Source organism: Bradyrhizobium sp. LjRoot220, assembly GCF_964252915.1.
Taxonomy (GTDB): Bacteria; Pseudomonadota; Alphaproteobacteria; order Rhizobiales; family Xanthobacteraceae; genus Bradyrhizobium.
Genome location: NZ_CAXUPS020000001.1, coordinates 1833942 through 1857348 on the forward strand (window position 1 = coordinate 1833942; position 23407 = coordinate 1857348).

The 23407-nt window shown below is 59.0% G+C and carries 10 protein-coding genes; 2 read left to right on the plus strand and 8 right to left on the minus strand.

Annotated features, from left to right (window positions below):
* Positions 1–950 precede the first annotated feature (950 nt).
* The 8 genes from ACSQ84_RS08175 to ACSQ84_RS08210 form a co-directional block, all read right to left on the minus strand.
* On the minus strand, positions 951–2771 hold the full coding sequence (locus ACSQ84_RS08175) for an ATP-dependent helicase (protein WP_436211089.1): 1821 nt from the start codon (positions 2769–2771) through the stop codon (positions 951–953).
* Complete coding sequence (locus tag ACSQ84_RS08180) at positions 2758–4572, minus strand: ATP-dependent nuclease (protein WP_436211090.1); 1815 nt, start codon at positions 4570–4572, stop codon at positions 2758–2760. The genes ACSQ84_RS08175 and ACSQ84_RS08180 overlap by 14 nt, the downstream gene beginning before the upstream one ends.
* Positions 4573–4621: 49 nt before the next feature.
* Positions 4622–6526: a DrmB family protein gene (gene drmB, locus ACSQ84_RS08185; protein ID WP_436211091.1), complete on the minus strand. Its 1905-nt coding sequence runs from the start codon at positions 6524–6526 to the stop codon at positions 4622–4624.
* Positions 6527–6539: 13 nt separating this feature from the next.
* Entirely contained in the window at positions 6540–10013 is a 3474-nt protein-coding gene (drmA, locus tag ACSQ84_RS08190; RefSeq protein WP_436211092.1) for a DISARM system helicase DrmA, read from the minus strand.
* Positions 10013–14002, minus strand: coding sequence for an Eco57I restriction-modification methylase domain-containing protein (locus ACSQ84_RS08195; RefSeq protein ID WP_436211093.1), 3990 nt, complete (start codon positions 14000–14002; stop codon positions 10013–10015). Before ACSQ84_RS08195 ends, drmA begins: the two co-directional genes overlap by 1 nt.
* 2 nt (positions 14003–14004) lie before the next feature.
* A complete protein-coding gene (gene drmD / locus ACSQ84_RS08200) occupies positions 14005–17163 on the minus strand; it encodes a DISARM system SNF2-like helicase DrmD (protein WP_436211094.1) in 3159 nt (1052 codons plus the stop codon).
* Positions 17164–17910: 747 nt separating this feature from the next.
* Positions 17911–19494: an anti-phage dCTP deaminase gene (locus ACSQ84_RS08205; RefSeq protein ID WP_436211095.1), complete on the minus strand. Its 1584-nt coding sequence runs from the start codon at positions 19492–19494 to the stop codon at positions 17911–17913.
* A 1037-nt stretch (positions 19495–20531) separates the two neighbouring features.
* A complete protein-coding gene (locus ACSQ84_RS08210; protein WP_436211096.1) occupies positions 20532–20768 on the minus strand; it encodes a helix-turn-helix domain-containing protein in 237 nt (78 codons plus the stop codon).
* Positions 20769–21810: 1042 nt separating this feature from the next.
* Between ACSQ84_RS08210 and ACSQ84_RS08215 the strand changes: the two genes are divergently transcribed.
* Complete coding sequence (locus ACSQ84_RS08215) at positions 21811–22932, plus strand: hypothetical protein (protein WP_436211097.1); 1122 nt, start codon at positions 21811–21813, stop codon at positions 22930–22932.
* 50 nt (positions 22933–22982) lie between these two features.
* Positions 22983–23372 (plus strand): hypothetical protein, encoded by a 390-nt coding sequence (locus ACSQ84_RS08220; RefSeq protein ID WP_436211098.1) that lies wholly within the window; start codon positions 22983–22985, stop codon positions 23370–23372.
* The last annotated feature ends 35 nt before the right edge of the window (positions 23373–23407 follow it).

The following is a 23407-nucleotide window of genomic DNA, read 5'->3' on the forward strand; positions in this document are numbered from 1 at the left end:
CACCAATCGATATAGATGATCCGGAAACCTGTCGATGGACCTAACCTGATCTTAGTAAACCCCTGCATCGCCGCTTCCGGCCGCTTGCTGATCCACGTTATGCGATCAGAATTGGCTGACGCGAGGCCCTTGGCAGGCACCGAGTCAGCGGTTGAATCTCCCACAATGCGCACGCAGGCGTCCTGATACGGGGCTGCAGCTTTCTGAAATTTTTCTGATATCTTTCTATCTGCGACGCCAACCGAGCCACTTTTCCGGCATTTCTTGGTGTATCCGACGCTTTGGACGGTCGCGGGCGTGCAATGTCTCATTTGTTGGTCTTTCGACCCATCAGTGCCGACGCGTGGGCTATCGAGGGTAAGCCCGCTAGCTACGCTACTGGTGCATGCCTTTTCGGGCCATCCGGCACCCGAAAGCCGGCACGCCGCAAAGTCAAAACTGAATCCTTTTGGGTCGCTGCACCGATCCAGCGTTTCAATCGCCTCGACCAAACAGAATGGGCCGCGATCTGGACCGGCGGCCATTGGGGGAATCTTGCGCCACAGGCACCAAGCGGTGCGACCACCGCCACGCTCGTCAAGAGAATTTGTCCGGCGCGCCGAGGTCCTCGGCTTCGGCCGCAGCCGATTCCACGATCCGAGGGGGTGTCAGACGACCGCCTTGCTTTTCCAGCCTCTAACTGATTGATACCGCCGCAACGGAAGAGTGGCCGAGTGGTTTAAGGCACCGGTCTTGAAATTCTACCATTGATGTCTCTCCTCGAACCTCCTCGATCCATATTGTATTGATCTGTTTGGCATTTCTGACGTCGTGAGCGTTCTCTATCCGTTTCTTTCTTCGCTCGTACCTGATGGTTCAGTAGCAATTTCAGTAGCAATCGCGCGCCGTTAACACAGCCTTGTCTTTCAGCGAGTTTTGGTACGAGATACCGGTCAGAGCCGCTGAGACGGTCAGCCCGCTGCCTCTGAAGCGGTTAGCTTCTCTTCAAGTTCCTCCACGAAAGGAGAACGGCCGAGGCGCTGCGTGCCGTAGCGGCCTGGGATCCAGCCGGAATATAGCATGTGCACGGCATCCCGTGCGCGAGTCAGCCCGACGTAGAACAGACGGCGGCTCTCGCGCAATTCGGAAGCCGTCTCACGTCGCCATGGCATGGCGCCCATATCCATCCCGACCATGATCACGACGTCATATTCGCAACCCTTGGCCGAGTGCAGCGTGAGAAGATTAACGTGTGCCGGAGAGCCGTCGCGCCCACCGAGACTTTTGAGGTCGAGCGCTTCGAGCTTGCCGCCAGCCGCGAATGCCTCCCCCATTCGCCGCACCTGTTCCCGCTGATCGGCGAGGCTCGGTTCGCAGGCCGTCAATGGATCTACCAGAGCGGCGCGGATCGCGGCGACGAAAGAAGCCGCAAGGCTGTCATCGGAGCGTTGTTCGGACAGGAATGACGTCAGTTCCCTCGCCGAGTGTCGCGCCTCAAGTTCGCTGGCGTGCCCCGACCGAAACCCCGTCCATCGGTTAATGAGCCCCCCTAGTTTCGGGTGGCCTTCGCGCCAGCCACCTGAGCACCACGCGGCGCAATCCTCGATCCAGCTGGTAAGCCCTACCTTCTTGTAAGGAGCGGCATTATCAACCCGAACATAGTCGTAACCGGCGGAAGCAAGTGCTTCAGCAAAGACGTCTCCAATGTTCGCCGCCCTATAAAGGATCGCAATATCGCCGACCACTCGTCCAGCTTTGTCAGCTAGAGCCTGGGGAATAACCGTTTCGACGACGTAGTTGGCCTGATCCTCAAGGCCACCGGGTCGCTCGGTAAATTCGATCAAAGCCTGACGACGCGGATCGTGAGCCTGGTAGCCGCGTGCCTCACCCAACGCCAACTCGGAGGCTCGGATGATCCGGCCAGCCGAGCGGTAGTTGAATTGCAACCGCACCGCCTCAACATCGTCTCGCTCAGCCAGTTCCAGCAGCAAAGCGCCATCGGCACCGGTGAAGCCGTAGACTGATTGGTCGGCGTCACCGACTGCGAACAACCGAACACCGCCGTCGAATGCAAGCCGCTTGACGATGCGGTGAAGCGGTAAGCCAAGATCTTGGTATTCATCCACCGCCAACACCGGCCAGCGCGCCGCTATCGCGGACAGCACCCAGTCATGATTTGCTACTAGCTGGTTGCCGCAGATGACTAAGTCGTCGAAATCGACTAATCCAGCTATCCGAAGCGCACCTTCATAGCCCTCGGCGATGCGCGCGAGGTCGGGGTCAGCTTCCCAGTCCTGCACATCGCGATCGAGGTGTACGCGGCGATACTTGCTCATGTCGTGGAGTTTGTAGGGCTGGCCGACGCCAAGTAACCTTTCCGCCACTTGTTTGAAAGTGGTCTCGACCTGTCGCGTAGTGGCAAGCGTTAGAGGGTAGGGCGCATCGAGCCCGGCCAGCCTCGCGTAGGGCGTCAGGACGTGGCGCAGGCAAAAACCATGGATGGTGCCAATGTATAGATTAGGTGCATCGCCTAGACCGAGTTCTTCCAACCGCCGCGTAAGCTCTCTTGCGCACTCTTGACTGTAGGTGATGCAAGCAACACCGCGTGGCGCCCTCACATCCTCTGCGAGAATGCGAGCTAGCTTCAGGACCAAGGTCTTAGTCTTGCCGCTTCCAGGCCCAGCCAAAACCACGCAATGTTCACGCGAGTCGTAAGCCGCCTGTTGTCCCGGGTTGCCGAGTAAATCCGCGGCGTGCCCGAGGTAAGCAGCGCTCGTGCTACGCAACGGCATCACGGATCCTCTCCAACGCGGAACGGATGTAAGCGGGACACCGCGGCGCGGTGGCACTGGATGCGAGCCTTTGAGCGAAGCGACCTTTGCCGACCCGTTCGATCAGGCCAATGAGCCGGTCAACATCCAACGTCGCCGGATCTGCCACCCACCCATCAATAAGAACGCGGCTGGCTTGGCGCAAAGGTAACTCGGATCTGAGAATTGTGCGCATTTGACGTGCCAGGCCCGATGCGAAGAGTTCCGGCTCAAGGGTGTTGCTGTTGACGAAAATGCCATGCCGCGTACCGCGTCGGAAAATCGCAGCGTCGGCGAGATCAGCATAGGCTGGACCCGGCTCTAAGATCTCCAGCAGTTTCTGCACGCGCCCACGGGCTAACGGCGTGCCACCCTCCACCGTGTCGCGGTCGGTCAATACGACATGCGGGATAGCTAAACCGGCTGATCCAAGCAACTTCACGTACGGCGCGAAGTTTGTCCCTGACACCGAGCACACCGAGATGCCCAGCTGATCCAGGTGGATGTCGATCGCCTCGGCGAAAGCCGGTACGAGAAAGCGCTCGGCATCGCCTTCAACAAGAATGACGCCGCGGGCGAAGAACAGCTCGCCGCGCGTGACGTCGATGTAGCGCTGAAGGTCAGCTTCGTCAGTGGTGCTCAACGGCGTCTTTGCCGCAGAGACACCGACCGTCCGATTATTCGCGACATCACGGCGGAGCAGCACGATAGAACGCAGCGGCGCGATGCTGGCGATGTGGGGCGAATGAGTTGTCAGGATGGTCGTCAAACTTGGCGTGCGCGTTGCAATGGCGCCACCTCCCTCGCCCTCCTCATCATCTTCGTGAACATCGGTTAGGAAATGTCGGTAAACCAACCGCTGAACATGCGGGTGCAAATGCGCTTCAGGCTCCTCGACGGCGAGGAAGGTATGGTCGCGCTCGCCATCTTCCACGAGACGATCAAGCTCAAGGCTCTTGAGAGCCAGAAAAATCAAATTGGCCGTACCTAGGCTCGCATCCGCGACTCCCCGTACGCCGCCGTCGATGAGCAGACGCAGCGCGCGAAGGAGAGCGTCGATCCGAGCCGGCGCCAAGCCGAGTGCGACGGACGTTGTATGCGCCGGCCCAACCATCGCCTCCAACCGCTGGCTCATGGTCTCCGCAACCTGTCGTATCTCGGCCCGAGCTGTCAGGGTATTCTGCGCGGCATCTACGGAATTTTGGATCTCTTCGCGGTCGGTTTGGTTGAGCGCCGCCGTTAAATTTTCGATTAGCGGACGAAGTGGCGAGCGACGCCACGTCGCGAGGTCGTTTTCGGCGTCGCGCAAAGCCGCGAGAACGTCGAGCGGTAACATGCGTCGCAGTGCAGGACGTATCGCGTTATCAGGATCCAGTCCGCCGAAGATTATATACTCGTAGTCACCTGTGCTTTTGGGTTCACCCTCCAATCCGGCCTTGGGCTGAAAGCGATAAGTCAGCCGCGACACCATCGGTGGGCCTGGATCAACGATACAATCGCCGAGATGCGCGAGCAGTCGCGGATCATCCTCAAAGTCGGTAAACTCGATGACAATCTCAATCACCGCTCCGAGTTTACCTTCGCCGAGGCCGTCCCAGAAGTGCTCAAGGCCCAACTGCCGGTCCCGTTCTGCTAATCCAGGATCGAGAATGAGCTGCAATGCGAAGATTAGGTTGCTCTTACCAACCTTGTTCTCGCCGACAACAATTACGTTGTCGCCGGTTTCGATCTCGAATTCCGAGAAGTTAGAAAAATTGTTGATCTTTACTCTGGAAATACGCAATCGCCCCACCTGCTATCAACGGATCCAGTTTCTGCAGCGAATTAAGAGTCTAGAAATATGCAGCTCCCGTCGGCCCCACGGTATCGACCAACAGCACGCGATCAAGAAGCACATTCCGCGCCTCGCAACTCGTCTCGGAGATCAGCAGACAACCATGGCAGGCGGCACCGTGGAGCATCCGATCATCGTCCGCTCTTGCGGGGGCATGATCTGCGCATACTGGGTCACCGGAGCACAGGCGCTCGCGTTCAAGGGCGGACCTCAAGACCTTGGCGAAGCGATGGGTGATTTCGACGAGACCGCCCAGTGTCCCCTGATTTCCCGCGCTCGCTGTGTAAATCAGGATGCCGCACTGGATCGGCTGACCGGGAAGCCGCGGGAGAAGGTATATGCGTTCCTTCAGGGCGCTCGCCGGGTAGCCGCAGTCGATCGCCACTTCGGTCATGAGGGCATGAGCCAGGCTGTGAGCCATGACGTATTCGGGCCGCTCGCGCTCGTTGAGAACGTTCGCGCTTACGGCCATGCCCCTCGCACGCTTTGCGTCTATCCAAGCAGTGGCGCCTGCCTGAAGCTCCTGAGCACGCACGAGCACAGCCGGCCGAATTAGCCACTGGGCCAGCGCGTCCGGAGAGAACCGAATAAAGAACCCTTCCCCGAATTGTTCTACGGCAGGGAGCCAATCAGGATTTTGCCCGAGAGCAGCACCGTTCACAGCGAGACCTACGTCCTCCAGATCTTCGTTGGCCAGAGGTGCAGGTTCAAATCTCGTAAAACCATACAGGCAAGCCACTTCTCGCAATCTATGTACCGCGACGAGCGAACTAATGCCGCTCAACGCGGGATCTGAGTCAGGATCCCAGATCGATCGGTCGAGGGTCTGCGCGTGCAGGTGTGCGCCGGCCGTGTTCTCACCGATCAATGCGTTGCCGCTCGCGAGCAATTTGAACTCTGCGATCCTTGGATCCTCGACGTCCACCACATCGGCCTTATTGCCTCCGCTGGCGATCGAAAGGACGCTCGCGAGTATCTCTTCGTCGGAGTAGTCGGCCAAATTCGCTCTCACCTCCGGGTTGAAGCGTCGTGCGGCCTGAATATCGCCGATCGTCTTACAGTCGCTCAAAATGGACCAAACTACCTCAATTCGCCGCGACAATTCGTCAACGGTCTGAGGGAGTGAAATCACCCGCGCGACCTGCGGAAAATAGGTGTTGGTGGCGCTCCGCGTGAGCAATCGGAGGCCCTTCTCCGCATTGCACGGCTCGGCCTCTCGATCGATGATCCATGGCCGTTCGCCCGGGCAGGAGCCAAGACGACCGGGCTGGAATAGCTCCTCCAGCGACAAGGACGCTCCGCAATCGCATGAGATACGGGTGTCCCGCGGATCGGCGCTGGTCCCAGAGTCTTCAAGCCACATCTCTCTGCGGCAAGGGCCGGCGGTTCCGCCAGCTTCCCCGCGGAAGTTTTGATGGACCACCCCGCGCCACTCGATGTCCTGAAGATGACCATTTTCGCAGCCGCAGACAAAGCGGATTGGCGAAGCCTTTCTACGCTTTCCATCGTCGCCCTTATATTCAAGCCGCTTCGGCGGTTCGAGATCCTGGAAGCGCGCGAGCCGCCGACGGTTCGGTGGGTCACCAGCAATGGCATCGCAAGCGAACCACCTCGGGAAAACCGTTACCTTGACCGCCGGCGATATACGTTTTGGATCGCCAACGTCGATTGGCGGCGTCCTGAACTCCGGGGGACGGTCGCCGACAACACGAGCATCGTCCTTGAGGCGCAGGTGAAGCAGTCGCTGGAGGCGCGGCTCCTGAATGACCTTGAACGTTCCCGTTCCAAACATCTCCCAATGATCCAGGCCCAGGACAAGCACCGATCGCTCTGGAAGATCGAGCATGGAGCCGGGCCCGAACGTACCGACTATCTGACTGAGCCGGACCTTGTTGTCTGCCATGGGTGCGCTCGCTTCAGATCAGGGTCTGGCCATAGGGATCGGTGACCTTCAAGGCCGCCACATGTTCGACATCACGCATCGACCGGCCTGCTGTAAATCGTCGAAACTCCGGATCAAGTGATGCAAGCAGAGGGTCGAGCGGATCATGGAGGAGCGCCTTCTCTCTCGGGTAACTGTAAAAGAGCCGCTCCGCATTGTTCTTTCGATCAGTGGCTAGCCCTTCCCACGAATCAATGAGCACATTGATTGCTGCGCTAAGCGCGGCGTGTCCTCCAACGACGTCGCCGGGAGGCGCCCTGTCGAGGATCATCTTTACGATCTCCGCTCGTGCGGTCTTGTAACCGCCGACCTCTCCGGCCGAGCCGTCGGCTGTTAGATCCGGAATCAGATGGCGTGCGGCAGCAACGACGACTGCGGCCAGCGCGCGATCCATGGCACGCGCTGCCCATGGGGTCACGCTGGTAGCCTCTACGGCGCGGTAGAAGCAGGAATGGAAATGCCGGAAGCCCTCATAGTGGAGCCTGTCGCGCGGTTTGTGCGCATTCAGGAGCACCAGTACCAGGCCAGGCTTGTCCGTTTGGCGGCCAACGCGACTCGTCGCCTGGATATATTCAGCGGCAGCCTTAGGCTGTCCTTGCACGACCATGAGCCCAAGGCGGCCGATGTCCAGGCCGACCGAAATCATGTTCGTAGCCAAGGCCACGTCCACTCCGTTCTTCAGATCGGAGCAAGGCTTTCCGAGCGCCTCTTTGGCCGCCGCGACCTTGTCGGTATTCTCACGCGACGTCAGTTCCAGAACCTCTCGCAAACGCCGGTCTGCGAACGGCTGATCTCGTGGGACATCCCTCCGCCGCTTGGTGCCATAGGTGGCCAGGCGTGTCCGTACCTCGTCCTCGACGATCCTGCGTGCGCCGCCGAGTTCGCGAAGCGCGTTGAAATAGCAGAGCGCGGTGAGATAGGTGTCGGCATCCCCTCCCGCCTGCGCCTCCTTTTCCGCCGCGGCGAGTAGCGTCGTGAGTACCCGCATGAAAATCAGCTTTGGACCCTTTCCAGGCGCTGCGAGCCCGAGATAGAGCCGCGCTGGTTTCGCCGCGGGCGATACGGTTTTGGCGAAAAAGCTATCGCGCCTGTCCGGTCCGGGTGGCGGGAAGACTTCGGTCCGGTGTCGATCGAACAGGGCTTCAATTTGAGCGCTCGCCCTGCGCACAGTGGCCGTGCTGGCCACCACCTTAGGCCGGATGAGTTTGCCCTCTCTCCGCCGAGTTGCCAGACGGTCAAGCACCACTTCGTAAAGTGCGGCGACCGTCCCGAGCGGACCGCTGATGAGGTGCAATTCGTCTTGGATAATCAATGCGGGGGGCAAGAGACTCGCTCCGCTATCGAGCCTTCGACCGACGCCTACCGGATCAGCTGCACCGTAGAAACCCCACTGATCTTCCCGATCGACATTGCCGAAAAACGCCCCGGCTTCAGCGAGCCAGGGTAGGCCCGCAAATTTATCAACCGTTGCAATTACGAACGCGGGCAAACGACGATAAATAACCTCGTCGACAGTCAGAATGGGCAGCGACCTTCCCCCGGTGAACGGACACGCAACGTTGGCGCATCGGATCTCCATGCTCTGCGGTGCCCTGTCATTGGGGTGACAGGCAAAGCTGTCGCGCGAAAACGGCTCAGCGCACCAAGGGCAAGCCTTGATGGGAGCCGGTGCTTCGCGGCCGTCCTTACGAAAACGTCGAACGCGCGCAACCGCGGTATCGTTTCGACCGTCCCCGGTCTTTCCAAGCCGATTTGGAGACGCCGCCGAACCGACCCAAAGGCCGATCTCGATCGGCCAGTCTCCCAGCATCTTCTTTTCGCCGTTCTGCCAGGCAGGTTCGCCCCGCATCAGTTCCAGCGCGCAGACGACACCCGCGGCGCGCGAAAGCTGGTCGAGCGTGAGCAAGCGTAGTGTATAGCGCATGAGCACGGCGACGCCCGCTCCAAGCGTTCCACCGTTGGTGATGCGGCGATGCGCGATCGTCCAGGCTGCGAGACCAAGGTAGGCTTCCGTCTTGCCGCCCCCCGTCGGAAAAAACAGCAAATCGACGATTTCGCGCTCGGGATGCAACGGTTCCTGCAAGCCAGACAGATTGAGGAGGATGAAGGCCAATTGGAACGGACGCCAAGTGGGTTTGCGCTGTACACTCGGATCGCCGCCAGCGCCGGCGTCACGCTGACGAGCGGCGCGCGCGACAGCCTCATTCATGGCGCGGAACGCCAGACGCGCATATTGATCGGTGCGCAAAAGCTCGATGCCTGCCGCAATTCTATCTCGTGCTTGCCGGGCCGCGGCAACCAAGCGACGCGCCGTGGCCTGTCGCGACGCGCCCGGAATTCCGACAATCCCGCTATCCTGGGTCGCGATCCAGGTCTCATGGTGGAGCGGCAGATGCCGTAGTGCATCCGCCAGAACATCGGGGCCACCAGCCGCCAGTGCCGCCAAGGCTTCCATCCCAAATTCCACGTCTAGGATCTGCTCGTTTGGCTCGACGCGCTCGACCTCGGCTGCGGGAAGAAAATCGGTATGGGCGGTGCAAACCCGACCATCTTCCTCGAATTTCCACCCCGCCGACGTATTACATCCGACGGCAAATTCCGCGACGTCGCGGTAGTGCAGATCGGCGAGAGCTGCGTCTGGATCCGTGGAGCCATAGCCCGTTAGGTCACCGCGTGGATGCAGGCCGACTGGGCAGTGCACCTCAAGCCGGACCTGAAACGCGAAAGTAACGTCACTAAAGCGGCGGACCGTGCTCTTGCGGCGGTTCACAACCATAATGGTAACGGCCCGAAGATGCTTCTTGCTGCCATCGGGCTGTTCGAGAGAATATGGACGGGCGTGAGCTTCCAAAACCAAGCCGCCACCAGGGTGCTGCCGTCCAGCGGAATTAGGCACGATCACTCGTTGGCCGCGACCGTTCTCGGGAACGGTCAAAGGCACGGTTTCCTTGCCTGGCATCCGCTGCCACTGGACATTCCGATAGGCGGGGTCGAACTGGGCCTTCTCGTCGAGGAAGACTTCATCGGGCAAGGGCGGAAGGGTGACATAATCGCCCCAGCTTAGGGTTACCTCGATCTCACGGACTGAAGCATCGATCATGACGGTCAACCCGCAGGAGGAAGGCGCCCTGCTCTTCCGAGCCGACGGCTCATCATCTGGCGTATCGTCCGCGGCCCGCCCGCCGCCCGCCTCAGGATCCGCGCCTTCATCATCCCCAAAGAGTGGATCTCCCACATCTTCCGTACCATCCGCTTCTTCTCCCGCCCCTTCGGGCGCGGCTGCAAGGAAGCCAGCGAGATACCAGCGGGAAGGATTGTCGGTGAGCCGCTCGTGGTGGAGGTCAATGTCCGACGGATCTGGTCCAATAAGATCGCGACGAAGCACGTCGACGAGCTGCCGACGGATCGTTTCGGCGCTGGCGACGGGCGAACCTGCGGTGATTGTCATCAAGCATCGACCTCTTCATTTTCTTCTTCGTCGTCGACAACCGCCGTGAGACCTGCCGCATGTTCGGTAGCGGCGCGTTCAGCGTTAAGGGCGAGAAGGCGGGCGAGGACCTCGTCCTTGAATTCCGCCGTCCAGTCCAGGCGGGTCTTGGGCGCCTTGCCCTCATCGGCGTCCTGTTCGATAAATTCGGGCCTGGCTCGATCGGCAAGGTCGTCCCAGCCGTAGGCGCGCAGGACGGCGACATCCATTGCGGCATGGAGCGCACGTAGACGGGCGATGTCATGCGCGTTCTGGTCACGCGCGTGAAAACGGTTGTAGGTCTTTGTCAAACCTTCATTGCGCTCGCACATCAAGTTCGCACGGAAGGCGTGGTACGTTTCCCCCGCGACTTCGAGGGACGAGCTTGTGTCGAAGCATACCGGGAGTGGGAAGGTACGGAAGCAGTCTGATGGATTATAGCGAAGGTCATCTTTCATCGAGGATGAAAAGAACCGAGCCCACATCTCATGCACAGACGATTGAAGTACTGCAAGCGCTGAGAAAGTTGAAAATGAAAAAATGTTGAGTGAGTTTGCAAACACGCCCTTCCCATCTATTAGACCTATCGTAAACTGGGGCGCGGCTTGGGCGTTGGTAGCCAAAACACGATCGAGCTGGGCGATGGTCTTGTACAGATTTGACCTACGCTCTGCGTAACGCCACCAGCGGCGACGATAAGCTTCGCGCTCATCCTTTGCCCGCTTAGGCGCCACGAAGCGTTGGACTATTTCAAGGAGATCGGGCCAATCTGCCGCAACTGCATTTGGATAGTCGCTGGGAACAATCCCGTCGCGCAACGATATTTCCTTTTCACGTCCGGTCATGGATACCCACGTCTTATCCATGGCCTCACGCTTCAAAGGAAAATCGGCAAAATCAATAACGTAACGATGATGCGCGTGGCTTGGAGAGCCATTCACTTCTTCCCCTCCGATATAAGGAAAAATGCGCTCGGCATTGCGTGGCATCTTGGAGACCAGCGCCCGCATCGTCTCTAAGCCTTCGGCCTCACCCTTCGCCGCGGCGACATCGTCGAAGGTGAAGCCCATACCGAGAATGATTGAGCCCTGAAAAGCCTTGCCAGAATTGGCTGCGAGCGCGACCGGCGAGGTATCGAGGTCACCCTCGACCAGATAGGCCGAAATGCGGCGCGCCTGCCGGCCATCAAGCACAGGTGAAGTCACCGCGCCCTTCGCGATGTGGACGACGGATACCACCACTGCGGCCTCGCCCGGCCATCTCAAGCGCCGCGTAGCGCGCAAAATTGTGCCACCTTTTTGCAGGATGGCGGTGAGGCCAGACGCGCGCGTGTCGCCTTGGCCGATCGTATTGGTCGCGATCAGCCCAAACACGCCGCCTTCCCGCAAATGGCAAAATGAACGGCGGAAAAAGTGCGCAACGAGATCGGCGTTGCCATGCGCGCCTTCGTGCGACGTTTGCAGCCACGACCCGTATCCCGCACGGCTCCCCGCTGCAATTGTGTTCTTGCCGGCGAATGGTGGATTGCCGACAATAGCGTTGAACCCGCCATTCGCCCGGGCAAACACCTCAGGAAATTCGATCTGCCAATGAAAAGGCGGTATTGGATGTTTGCCGTCTCGGAGACTCGCGGCAGCAACTTCGAGCTTTTCCACTTGTGCTTCGAGCGAGCCGGTCAAAAAGCTTTCGATTTCGGCACGCTTCTTTTCCCGCGCTTTCGGCTTATCTGCGGCGAAGAAGGCTGAGACCACCGCATCACCCATGGTGCGGATCGGCGCCAGCCGCCCTTCGACAGCACGATGCCTAGCTTCCTGGACGGCGCGCGTGGTATCGTCGGGCGCAGCCTGAATCTCTGCGCGAGCCGTCATCGCCTCGGTCACGCGATCTTTTACGAGTTGCCGGAACAGCGGAAGGCCCGGTTTAGACTCGTCCCAGTTTGCCGCCGCAATCTGAGACGTTGTTAGACCCACGAGGGAGTCACCGCATTTTAGCGCATGATCGAGGAAGGTGAATTCATGGTCTCGGGCAAGCGTCGCGAGCCAGAGTGAGAGCTTAGCGAGATCGACCGCGCGCGGGTTCTTGTCTACGCCGTAGAGACAACGTTGGGCGACGAGACGCCGGGCATGAAGCTGGTCGTCCTCGTCCTCCGGAATCTTCGGCCGTGTTTCCGGCCAACGGTCCCATGCTTTGACGAGGAGCTCGCCGAGAGCACGGCAAGCCTCGACGAGAAATGCGCCAGATCCCATGGCCGGATCGCAGACCGTCAACCCAAGGACATTTTCCGGACGCGCATCCGGCCCCAGTCGGTCGAAAGCCGGCTTAAGCGCATACTGGACAATCGGCGCTGTCAGAGAACGAGGGGTATAATGGCTTCCCGTGCGCCGTCGTTCGTCCGTCGGCTGCAAGAGCGGTGACCCTGATGGAGAAAGTGCACCGCCCGGCGAACCGCGCTCGTCGACGATCGGCCTCAGTGCCTCGGCTACCGCGGTGGCATTAGTAGCCGCTGACAGGACCTTGCTGACCTTGTCGCTCAACGCATTGCGACCAGCCTCCTCTTTGAGAAATTTCGCTCTGTCAGGCCCCTTTTTTGCCACCAGCGCGTCAATATCGACGAAAACTGGCGTGCGGTCGTTCTTGCCGGCGCGGATGGCAAGGGCCGGCCCCGTCCGGGTTTCGATCGTAAAGCCCATGACGGTTTCATAGACGCTGCCGATCTGTTCCACGTCGAGGGTGCGGTAAGATAGTTTCTCGCCATCCAGGTTCAGAAGAAGATCAAGGATGCGCAAGATGCATCCATCTGAAACCGCAGCGGGGGATGGAAGATCGGATACTCGCTCCTGCCCTTGCAGGAAGGGGAATTCGGCGGTGTCGAACAACTTCCCGCCCCTGCCCCGTATCCAATTGCCGGTGCTGTCGCCCTGATGAACCAGCCGGAACAAGGCCAACAGCCGAGGCCAGGCGCCGCGTCGTTCATCCATCGTGTCGGGGTAATGCGCCCTGTCGTCCAGGAGACGCGCATAAAGCGTTCGGACTCCGTAGCCTTGATCGTAAAAGGCCCGGGCGGCGGCGTCGGTGCGCGACGGGATCAGATCACGGTCCTCTGCGTAAAGCAGGAACACCAGACGAAGCAGCACAGTCAGCAAGCCGTCGTAGAGATGTTCCTGGCGTGTCGCCGCCAGCGTCTCGATCCTACCGGCATCAGCGACGTGCAGGCCGCGCAGCAGCTCGTGGAGCGCGCCCAACACCTGGGATGCCAGCTTCGTCGAGACTTCGGCCTGGGCATCGCGGCTGGCTTTCAGAAGCGCCGGCAAACGCCGGTTCGGCGCATCATTGTGCAGACGGAAGGACGAGAGAAGCAGCTTCAGACCACCCAACATAGGGCGTCCGCCGACCTCACCTAGCGAACGCAGGGGAAAGCACATCCAGCCGCTGGTCTCGCCGCGCGGCGCGTAAATGAATCGCAGTTCCTCGTCGGTGATCAGCAGACCGGTCGGCACTTCTTTCTCACGAAGCAGGCGCTCCAGCCGTTGATGCGGCGAAGCCTCCCAGCCTTCAATAGCGCCACGCTCTTTCGCCTTTATGCCAGACGCCTCGATCCGAACGAGGATCTGCCATCCACCGTCCGGTTCTGCCACCGCCCAGTGCGGGGCGATTTCTGTGTCGCTCTCGTCGATCCTGAGCGAAAGCTCCTCTGGCACGGGTGGCCCGCCGGGCGCGCCAGCAACAAGTGAGGTTCGCCAACCCAGAATTTTCTCAAAGAACGCCCAATCGTCATGGAGAGCACGAGGTTCACGGTTCTTCGCACTCGCGCCGTCCTCCTGCGAGGACAACAGCTTGCGCACCTCTTCCGAGTCGGCGCGCGTTTGCGTTTCAGGATTGAGGCCATGGCGGGCCAGCACCACCGGCGCAACGACCAGGCCGACAGGCTGGACATGGCCAAGCCATTCTTCGTTCAAATCGACACCTGCCATACTCAGTTTCCCTCTGGCCACAGGTAGACAAGGCCGATCGTCTCCAGCCGGTCGGCAACTACTGAATAGCTGCGGCGGACACGAGCGGGTTCCTGCGCGATGTCCGCGGTCAGTTTTTCCAGCTTGGCCTTCCAGTGGCGACGGTCCCGCCGCCGCTGCTCGGCTTCGGCTTCAAAGAGGGAAAGCTGTGCGTCATCGGGCTCGGCATCAGCTTTGGATACCCGAGTGCGCTGGTCTTCCAGCAGACGCTGGAGCGATTTGGCCTCCAGTTCGCCGAGAGCGGTTAGATCCTTGATGGCTTCGATTTTGTGCGCCTCGGTTCGGCTGCGCAATTCCGCTTCCAGGTCGGCGGCGTCCTGAACGGCCCACCGCCGGATCCGCTCGACAATTTGTCTCGAAGGCTCGCGAGGGTTCGCGAACGCTTTGTCGAGTTGATCGATGGTGGCCTCTTCGCGGATCGCTCCGAACGGCCGCAGCGGCTTCGTCCCACGTCCCGCCTCCGTCCAGGCAGCCGTCACCAGGATGATCTCCTCGTGAAGTCGCGCTGCACTCGGCCCATAGAGCGCCAGCCGGCCAATCAGAACGACCCGCGGCTGCGCACCCGGCCCTATCACGACGGTGGCGCGAGACAGACCCGATGCAAAGCCCTGACTGAGAAACCGAGACAAAAGACGTCGTACCAGTCGATGCTCAAGATGAACCTGGAGGACACCTTCGGCATCCGCACCCTCTTTGGTGGTTGCGGGCCGAAACGAGATCGCGCGCAGAGGTGTCGTGGCGCGCCAGTCTTTGAGCCGCTCGTTTCGTTTGCGGCGGCGGATCCTAAGATCGTCGAGAGCGTCAGGCCACCCACCGCCAGCAAACGCGGGATCCGACGGATCGAGCTGGTAGAGCGCAGTTCCATTGAAATCACTGACCCGAACCGCGTCGAGAGACGTGCCGGCGCGCGACATCGCTTTAGCGACGACCGCGTGCAGCAAATTTGGATCAACGCCCACTTTTACCCGCGAACGCTCAAAGATGTCGTGGAGATCGTCGAGTTCTTTAGCCTGACGTTCGCGCCGCGCCGTTGTTTCGTCGTCCATCTCGGCGATGGCGGTCGTCTGGAGATTTTCATCGAGCGCTTCATCGATCTCACGCGCTTGGGCCGGAGCCCGCCAGATTCCCTCACGCTCCAGCCGCTCGGACAGTTTGAATCCGATGACCTGCCCGGCAGAACCAAGCTGGTCGCGAATGCGCTCTGTCTTTCGGACAAGTGCCTGAAGTACGACGTCCTCCGGGCGTTGCTCGTAGACAAAATAGCGGCACCAGACCTGTTTCGAGGGTTGCAGTTTGCGGTCGATCCGGCCGTTGCGCTGTTCGAGCCGCGCGGGGTTCCACGGCAGATCGATGTGAATGAGGTCATAGCAGCGCATCTGGAGATTGATGCCTTCCCGCGCCGCGTCCGTGCAGATCAGGATCCGAAGCGGATCCTTGGCTGGATCAGAATTGAATCGACGTTTCAGTTCCTCTCGGCGGTCGCTTGGCGTCGAACCGGTAAACGATGCAATGCGATCGTCGGGTTGCAGGTCATCGAGACCTTCAGCCAGCCGCTTTTCCAGCCAGCGGCGCGTGTCCTCGTATTCGGTGAAAAGGACCAGCCGGCGCTCGTTCCACCCGCCCTCTGGAGCCATGTTCGCGCGGATCCACTCGACGAGCTTTTCGATGCGAGCATCCGGCCGATGTGCGTGCTTGCGGGCTATCTCCAACATCTTGTCGATGACGGTGAGGTCTGAAATACCTGCCGCCAAGGCGCCGGCAGCTTCTGCGGCCTGGTCTTCTTCTTCCTGAATCAGACTTTCCCCGGTTTCATCATCTTCGGGATCGTCCTCGGTCTCAGCACCACCACGAACGAATGCTTCGGCCGCGGCCACTGAAGCCGATTTATCCAATCTAAGCAGTCCCTTGCGATGGACCTCTAAGGTTTTGGCAAAAGCCGCGATCGATGAAAGCAACCGCTGCTGAAGCCCGATGAACGTGAGGCGAACATAGCCAGCCTCCTTCGGCGGCAGGTTGCTGGCGCGCGCGCGTACTGCCTCTCCGTAGGCGGTGAGCATACTTGAGAGAACCAGCTCCGGCGCATCGCTCGGCAGCCCGGAAATGCTGATGGACTCGACCTTGCGTTCCGGGAAGGTTTCGCCGAAATGGCGCAAATCGGACTTCAGGCGCCGCACCATGACGGGATCGAGATCGCGTGGCTTCACGGGCACGCCGCGGGTGAACCGCTGGGGATCGAGGATTTCCAATAGTGCCGAGAACGAATTGGAATGGCCGTTATGTGGGGTCGCGGAGAGGAACAGACGATGCTCGAAGCGCTCGGCCAGCCCGCGGACGGCGCGGGTGAACTGGCTGTCTATGGCATAGCGTGAGCCGCTCGCGGGCGCGGCGTGATGCGCTTCATCCAGGATAAGAAGCGCCCGGGGGCGGAAATTGCCGAGCAGATCGCGAAGACCGCCGACATAGGTCTCATCAGCTAGCAGTGAATGCGAAATGATGAAGCGCGAGCCCGAGGCCCAGGGGCTTGCGCCGTAGCCCCTCTCCCGACGCAGCGTAGCCAGATAATCACGATCGACGATGGTGAAGGATAGGCCAAACTTGGCGTCTAACTCTTCCTGCCACTGGCGCACCATACCAGCGGGCGCTGCGACCACGACGAAGTCGATGCGCCGGCGCAGGAGCATTTCGCGCAACACCAGCCCCGCCTCGACGGTCTTGCCGGCGCCCACGTCGTCGGCGATCAGCAGGTTGACGCGAGGCAGGCGAAGGGCCTTCCGCAGGGGAAGCAGCTGATAGGCGTCTTGGTGGATGCCTGCGCGAAACGGAGCCTGAAACAGGTCGCGATCAGCCGCCGTGGCGGTGTTCCAGCGGAGCGTGCGGAAATAGGCCGAAAAGACGCTGGGGTCATCAGTTCCCAAGTTGGCAACGCTAGCCCAGCCTTCATCGCCAAGAACTGAGCCGTCGATCTCGGCATCCCACAAGACCTCGGCTATCTCGCCTTGGGCGTCGTCATCGACACAAGCCAAACGAAGGGTTTTCAGGCCATCGATCGGGCGCTCGTCCTCCACGAGCCAGCGACGGGAACGCACACGAACGAAATCACCGCGTTGCGGCACGGACCCCATTTTCTCTCCCAAAACGTGTCAACCTTGGTTTTTCAATCAGGGATAACTGTCGTGCCATCCGCTCCGAAGGTCAACCGGGCATCGCGCGTTTTGCCATCACTGACTATCCCCAATTCGTCGGGCTTACGCGGTCAGCGTTTTCGGGATTCCACGAACGACTCGTTGAACGACGCTGGTGCCGACGCCCAGCTTCCGGCCGATCTTGAGGATGCCATCCCCGTTAGCCCTGAGCTCCCGTATCTGGACCTCGACTGACGATTCAACCGGCGTCGACCTAGTTTTGTGCCCTTTGCCCGCGCACGCGCTAGGCCGGCGTTGACCCGTTCCGGGATGATGCCCCGCATCTTATTCAGCAACAGTGTTTTCTTGGCTCACGCGTTCGACATCTATCGGACGCGCTGAACTGTCCCGGCGGCTAGTTAAGCCGGACAGCAATCTGAACGGGCGGGTAGAAATCGTCCCAACCTGTGTCATCGAACCTTGGCACAGGTCGTGCACAGACATCCTCGCTGGGGATTGCAGGGCTCAGCTTGAGACAGGCGCCGCCGGGGCAACGCTTTTCGAACCCGGCGGCGTATTTTTTGAGACTCGAGTTCTTCAGATTGGATGACCAGCCTCGCGGCTATGTCATCGAAGTTTGTACTGCAGTAACAGACACACCCTTGCCGGAAAATCTGAGTGTCCGGGGCTAGGCCGACGCCGCCAAGCGATCATATTCCGCTTGAGCGGCGTTGTGCGTTGCAGCGACTATCGTCCGGTCGCTGTTGTTGGACCATTCAGCGCGCCACTCAACAGATCTACGACGAACGTCTCAGCTTTGAAGTACGTCGGGTAAATGATTTCCAACATCGGCTGTCCTTCTCCGCGGCTCCACTTTCGGGCTTCGCCGGTCTGATATTTCCGTTTCCCTTTCTCGAAGAGATCACGATAGCGATATGGCGAAATACCAATGAAGCGTTGAAAGTTTACGCGCTTGCTGTCGGATGGAGCATCAAGCTCGATTGAATCTGAATGCAAATCCTCGGCGTAACTCTTTGGATACGGCTCGATGTATACGACGCGCTTTATCCCCGCAGCAACAATGTGTTTTGCGCACAGGTGACACGGAAAGGTAGTCGAGTAGAGAGTCGCCCCTTCGATCGGCACACCCTTTCGAGCCGCATCGGTGATAGCGGACATTTCAGCATGGATGTCGCGGCCGAATTCAATCAGGTCCATGACTTTCGAATCGCGAACGCCGTCTTTTGAGTCGTCGAGCAGTAGTTTCGCCGCAACGCTTGCTGCATCCTCGTTACCTACGAGTTGAGGCGAGAGTTGTTTGCGTTTCATCAGCCGATCAACGAGATCGACAAGGACCTCTGTCTTTTTTTCGTCATTCGGATCTCGTCCCCCTACAAAATCGCGCATATCTGAGGGATCGCCGCTCCAATACGTGCCCCCGCCAGCTTTCGGCACCTCGTTGCATCCGAGCGAAATCACCTCGCCGGAATGTCGAAAGATCGCCGCACCTACTTGCCGAGTCAGGGCTGAAGAACGAAGCGAAGTCGATTTGGCGAGGTACATTCCGTACTCATCATGAGTCGGTGATGCCTCGTTGTCGCCAAATAGAGCAGTTACAAATCTCGTGACCGTTTCCTTGCAAGACTTCTTATCAGGAGCTTCGATAAACAAATCACCGAACGGAAATGCGTCTCGCACGTTTTGTCCGAAACCATGATCTTGCTCCATCTCGTCTTGCTTAACTAACGAGTTAGCGGCGTTTTCCGCATCAACAAGCGAGATGAGATTTCGTTTTGATTGCCTTTCCTTTGTTGCGATTCTCCTCTTTCGATATGAGGTCGGCGCATATGCCGATATCTGGATGAACTGCCGACCATAGACGCTTCGCAGCAGTTTGACTTCTTCCGGTCTCTTGAACTGCCGTATGATGTATGCTTGCTTCGGTTTTGGCTCGTCAATGTTTCCGGTCGCCTCGAACCGAAACTCACGGATGGCACTGATTGCAAGGATGGCCAGGGCGTCATTGCGCTTGAGGACCTCTCGGACTTTGTTCGCATAGTCAATTCGCTGCCGGTACGAATCGATATAGCCTGCTGCATCGAGAGGGAGCCCTAATCCCACCTCTTTCATTAGCTCGGTGATCCTGATGGTTTTGGAATCGTAGCCGACGTCGGCCAGCGCGTTGGAGAGGCATTCCGTTACTGATTCGAGATCGACGCCGATCGGGCCTACCAATCCGAATATAAGTTCCGGGTGCTCTTCAATAGGAAGTGACAATGTGGGAACCGTGGAACCGAGCTTTGCTGCTACCGTTGCCTCGTTACTCATCATTCAATACGCCTTTGGATAATCAACTGATTAGAAGGATCTAAGCCTACAATTGCTGGGTGATTCGTCTATTATGGGTAAAAGGGAGATTTGCATGTCGGAGTTAAAGCTGAAGCCCGGCTGGTTGGCGAGAGATGTAGCTCGAGCCTCGGAGCGTGCAGGGGAATTGAGGTCTGAACGGGTTTTTTCATCGCAGCAGGCGACCCAAGGTCAGAGCACTGACCGGAACGAAAATCAGTTTCCGAATCAGACTCTTAACGACCAACAGTCGTAAAAGCAACCTAAGCGCGCAATGGGGCTACGACGCCTTGTTGCCGCCCCTCAGCCGCTGCTAACGTCCGTCGCACCAAGGCTGCCGCTTGGGGCAGGAAGTCCCGCTGCACACATTCGGTTGTGCAAGACCTTCGCTAATCAGGATCTGCCCGGCGTCCCGTCCGCCGACCGTCAGCACTCCACAAAGCCGCCCATAATTGCAGCGGCTCGTGCCCTCCTCCCCTGGCCGGCAGGCGCACGCCACCCGCGTCAGCCGGGACTGCCCGCGCTTATGAGGCTTCGAAGGCGCTGGGTAGCTTTCTCAGCTCGTTGGCGCTCGTCATTGCATCGTGCCTTGTCCCCCCGCTCTGGCGTGTCGAAGCCGACCAGGCGATAGGTGAAGCCCTCGTGGCCGCACGGTATCGCCGTCAATGACATCGATCGGACCCGACGGACGTAGCTCGGGTCGGAGGATTGTGACTTCGTTCTGCTGAATGGCGGGATGTTGGACAGCCGGCGCCGCCTTCCAATTTAGGAATGCCATAGTCGCGACAAAAGCAACCACCGCGGCGGCAGCCGTCGCCAACGCGAACGTCACACCCGATCGCTTAAACGGAATCACCGGCCCCATGGCGTTCATGGTTACAGCCGATCCGCCTGCAATGGTACGGGGTTTCCTCTTTCCAGCTAGCCAGCGTGCGGCGAACGGGGAATTGTAACTTGCTTGCTCGCTCTGGTTGCGGAAGGATGCGGCTTGAGAAGTACCCTAAGCCCAAGATAGGCGCAATCTATGGTTTAGCGTTATCATCCAGCAGCATCCATGCTTTAACTTTCAGCCCGCGGGCAATACGCGCAATGTTGTCGATCGAGACGTTGCGTTCGGACCGCTCGACCCCGCTGAGGTAGGTGCGGTTGATGCCGCTCTCATGGGCCAGCGCCTCTTGACTGAGACCACGCTCCGCCCGAAGGCGACGCATATTCCTCGCCAATACGTCCCGCAGCGGCCCTTTGTGAGTCTTTTTCACGCAGGGGATTTCGTCCCCGTAACGCTTTTAAGGCGACCGCTTTTAAGTTACATTCGTACCCAATAGCTGCAATCGCGGATGCTCCTGCGCCTTAAACGTCTTGAGAAGCTCGCCGATACAGCGGTGGACGGAGCAAAGCGTTGCCAATACTTTCTTGTCCCGGCTGTAGTAAAAAGCTGCGAGTCCCTGACAATAAGCGGGGAACGGTCACTTGCCCGTTGTGCGGCTCTGAATGGTTTCATCCGGAAACTATTGAACTGAGCAGCGTCGAGTTCAGGTGTTCGGCCAGCGGCGCCAAGTTCAACGTCATATCGTCTAGGCGCTCGCCCCTCCACAAATTCATGGTCCAACAAATTGAGACAGCCGCCAAAGCAGCCCTCTCTCCTGAAGTCGGACCGTCTGCGTCTTCCTCAGTCCTGAATTCTCACCATGCTCCGCCGGCGCCGGCACCGGCGGCTCCGCGAGGCGGTTGGTTGGCCCGAATATTCGGACGAAAAGGCGACCACGTTACCGCGAAGCCGATGAGCGGGTTGCCAAACGATCGACAAACGCCCATCGCGGTCTCCACCAGCACGAACAACGCCAATGAATACAACTGGAGCGGATTTTCCTGCCCCTATTGCGATGCGCCTGGTTTCGTTTCATGCGCCGGAGGCCACCTGGCATGTGACGGGACTGCCCAAATTAGGAAAGACGGCCGCTTTCATCAATGCTTCTGTGGCAACGCGGGATTTATCGTTGGGACCATCAAGACATTTGAGAACGAAAGGCTGTCTGTGGAAGCGGATACTGCGAATTCGTCACCGGGGCATCGAGAAGAGCAACGTGGCACGCCCGCTGATATTGCCCTTCCATCGCCAACCCGACCGGTGCCAGCAAAGCGGTAATTTATGCTGCTCGGATCGACAGCCGACACTCGCTTTCAAAGGCGACAGTTTGGCGACCGCTAAGGGCCGTCAAAGGCTACAGCAGTTTAGTTTTCGGTGAGCCATCCCCGCATCGTCGGCATGAAACTATATTGTGTTTGGGAGCGAGTGGATCGATGCACCAAGCCGCAGCGAGATATTGGAACGAAATAGCCGAGAGCCAGCTACTCGTGACCGACTGGGCAAGGCAAATTTTTGCGCTACCACAAAGCGAAATGGACGTGGCCTTGAATCGCGAGGAAGAGCGGCTAAGCAAGGAAACTTGCGATCCGGTTCTGGTCGCGGCGTATCTCAAGGTCATGCCCCTGCTGTGGGAGCGGCAGGCAATCGCGAACTTCCTGGTCGAGAACCCATCGCTGAGGGCGGCGATGCCACCGATCGAGGGTGCGAGCGAGGCCTTGTTGATAGCAAATAAGGATTTCAGGTTGAGTGCGTTACAAACGAAAAAGCTAGCTGAAATGCTCGAAAATGAACCCGTGCCCCCCTTCGATTTTTCCCACGCCGGCTATCCCGGGGCAAACGAAGTGCCGCTGATGACTCATTTGATAGACGACCCAGGACCTTTCGAGACGTTGGAGGCTTGGGAGCAACACCTAACTATGCTGCAATTGCTACCTAAGTCACTGACACAGCAACTCAGCATCGATCAAGCAAAGGAGATCATTTCACAGAAGCGCCGCGAGCAGGCAATAGCTAAAGCTTTAGGAGGCCCAAATCATTATATTCTGCTTTGCGCACGAAATTATGCCGCTGCGCTAGCTAAATATCGGACTGTTAGAGGCAACGAGCGGAATCTCCTCGAACAAGAGATGAAATACCTTCTTGAATCCGGAAAGTTGGAAGTCGAAGCGGAGCAACGCCGGCGCGAGAACCACTTAGCGTCCGATATTCGGAGTTCTGTTCGGGACAGAAAACCTCTTAGCCGCATGGTTAGTGCTACGGAAGCGGAAGCAATCCGTCATTTTTATGCGACACCTCCCGCACCACTGCTCGACACATTGTCGGGCGAGGAATTGATCTCATTGGGTGGCCTTTTCCTGGGATGGGCGCAAGAACGCGACCGACTCGATCCGCGAGCGATGATCGAATTATCGGGTTGGTCCGATGGGATGCGTATTTTAGCTCACGCAGTCGGAAAAGAGTTCGACCCTCTTCCTCTTCCCGAAGGCGCTCCTGTCCCGTTGCTGAAATTCCTTGCTACGAGAGCGGGTGGCATTCTCAGAGTTGAACGAGACTGATCAAGGCCAAGTCCGTCAGCGCACGCTTTAATCTCGAAGGAGCTCGCTCGATGCATATCGTCCAAGGTCTCATCATTTCCGATCGATCGATCGGCTACATCCTTGACGGCAGTAAAACGTGGGAAATGCGATCGGGCCCAACGCAAGTGCGCGGCGCGATTGCCCTGATACACGAGGGGAAAGGCGTGGTCTCTGGAGTTGCTACGCTTGCCAATGTCGGATGGGCTCTTACCCCGTCTGAGATGCTGGAGACCCGCCACTTGCACAAGATCCCGACCGAGATGCTTCGTTCCGGCGAGGTTTCGAAGTGGAATACCCCCTGGATACTCACGGATGTCAGACGGCTGGCAACGCCGGTGCTTTGCGATCACTCGAGCGGCGCCATCACCTGGGTTAATCTTGCTGACGATGTTTCACGAGCGATTGCCGCTCAACTATAGATGAAGCGGCGGACACGGCCCCTCCTGCTGCGGCC

Excerpts from the sequence above, each read along its gene's own strand:
- ACSQ84_RS08205 (WP_436211095.1), bottom strand. The coding sequence starts at position 19,494 with ATGATGAGTAACGAGGCAACGGTAGCAGCAAAGCTCGGTTCCACGGTT.
- drmA (WP_436211092.1), bottom strand. The coding sequence starts at position 10,013 with ATGACAATCACCGCAGGTTCGCCCGTCGCCAGCGCCGAAACGATCCGT.
- drmD (WP_436211094.1), bottom strand. The coding sequence starts at position 17,163 with ATGGGGTCCGTGCCGCAACGCGGTGATTTCGTTCGTGTGCGTTCCCGT.
- ACSQ84_RS08220 (WP_436211098.1), top strand. The coding sequence starts at position 22,983 with ATGCATATCGTCCAAGGTCTCATCATTTCCGATCGATCGATCGGCTAC.
- drmB (WP_436211091.1), bottom strand. The coding sequence starts at position 6,526 with ATGGCAGACAACAAGGTCCGGCTCAGTCAGATAGTCGGTACGTTCGGG.
- ACSQ84_RS08195 (WP_436211093.1), bottom strand. The coding sequence starts at position 14,002 with ATGGCAGGTGTCGATTTGAACGAAGAATGGCTTGGCCATGTCCAGCCT.
- ACSQ84_RS08175 (WP_436211089.1), bottom strand. The coding sequence starts at position 2,771 with ATGCCGTTGCGTAGCACGAGCGCTGCTTACCTCGGGCACGCCGCGGAT.
- ACSQ84_RS08215 (WP_436211097.1), top strand. The coding sequence starts at position 21,811 with ATGCACCAAGCCGCAGCGAGATATTGGAACGAAATAGCCGAGAGCCAG.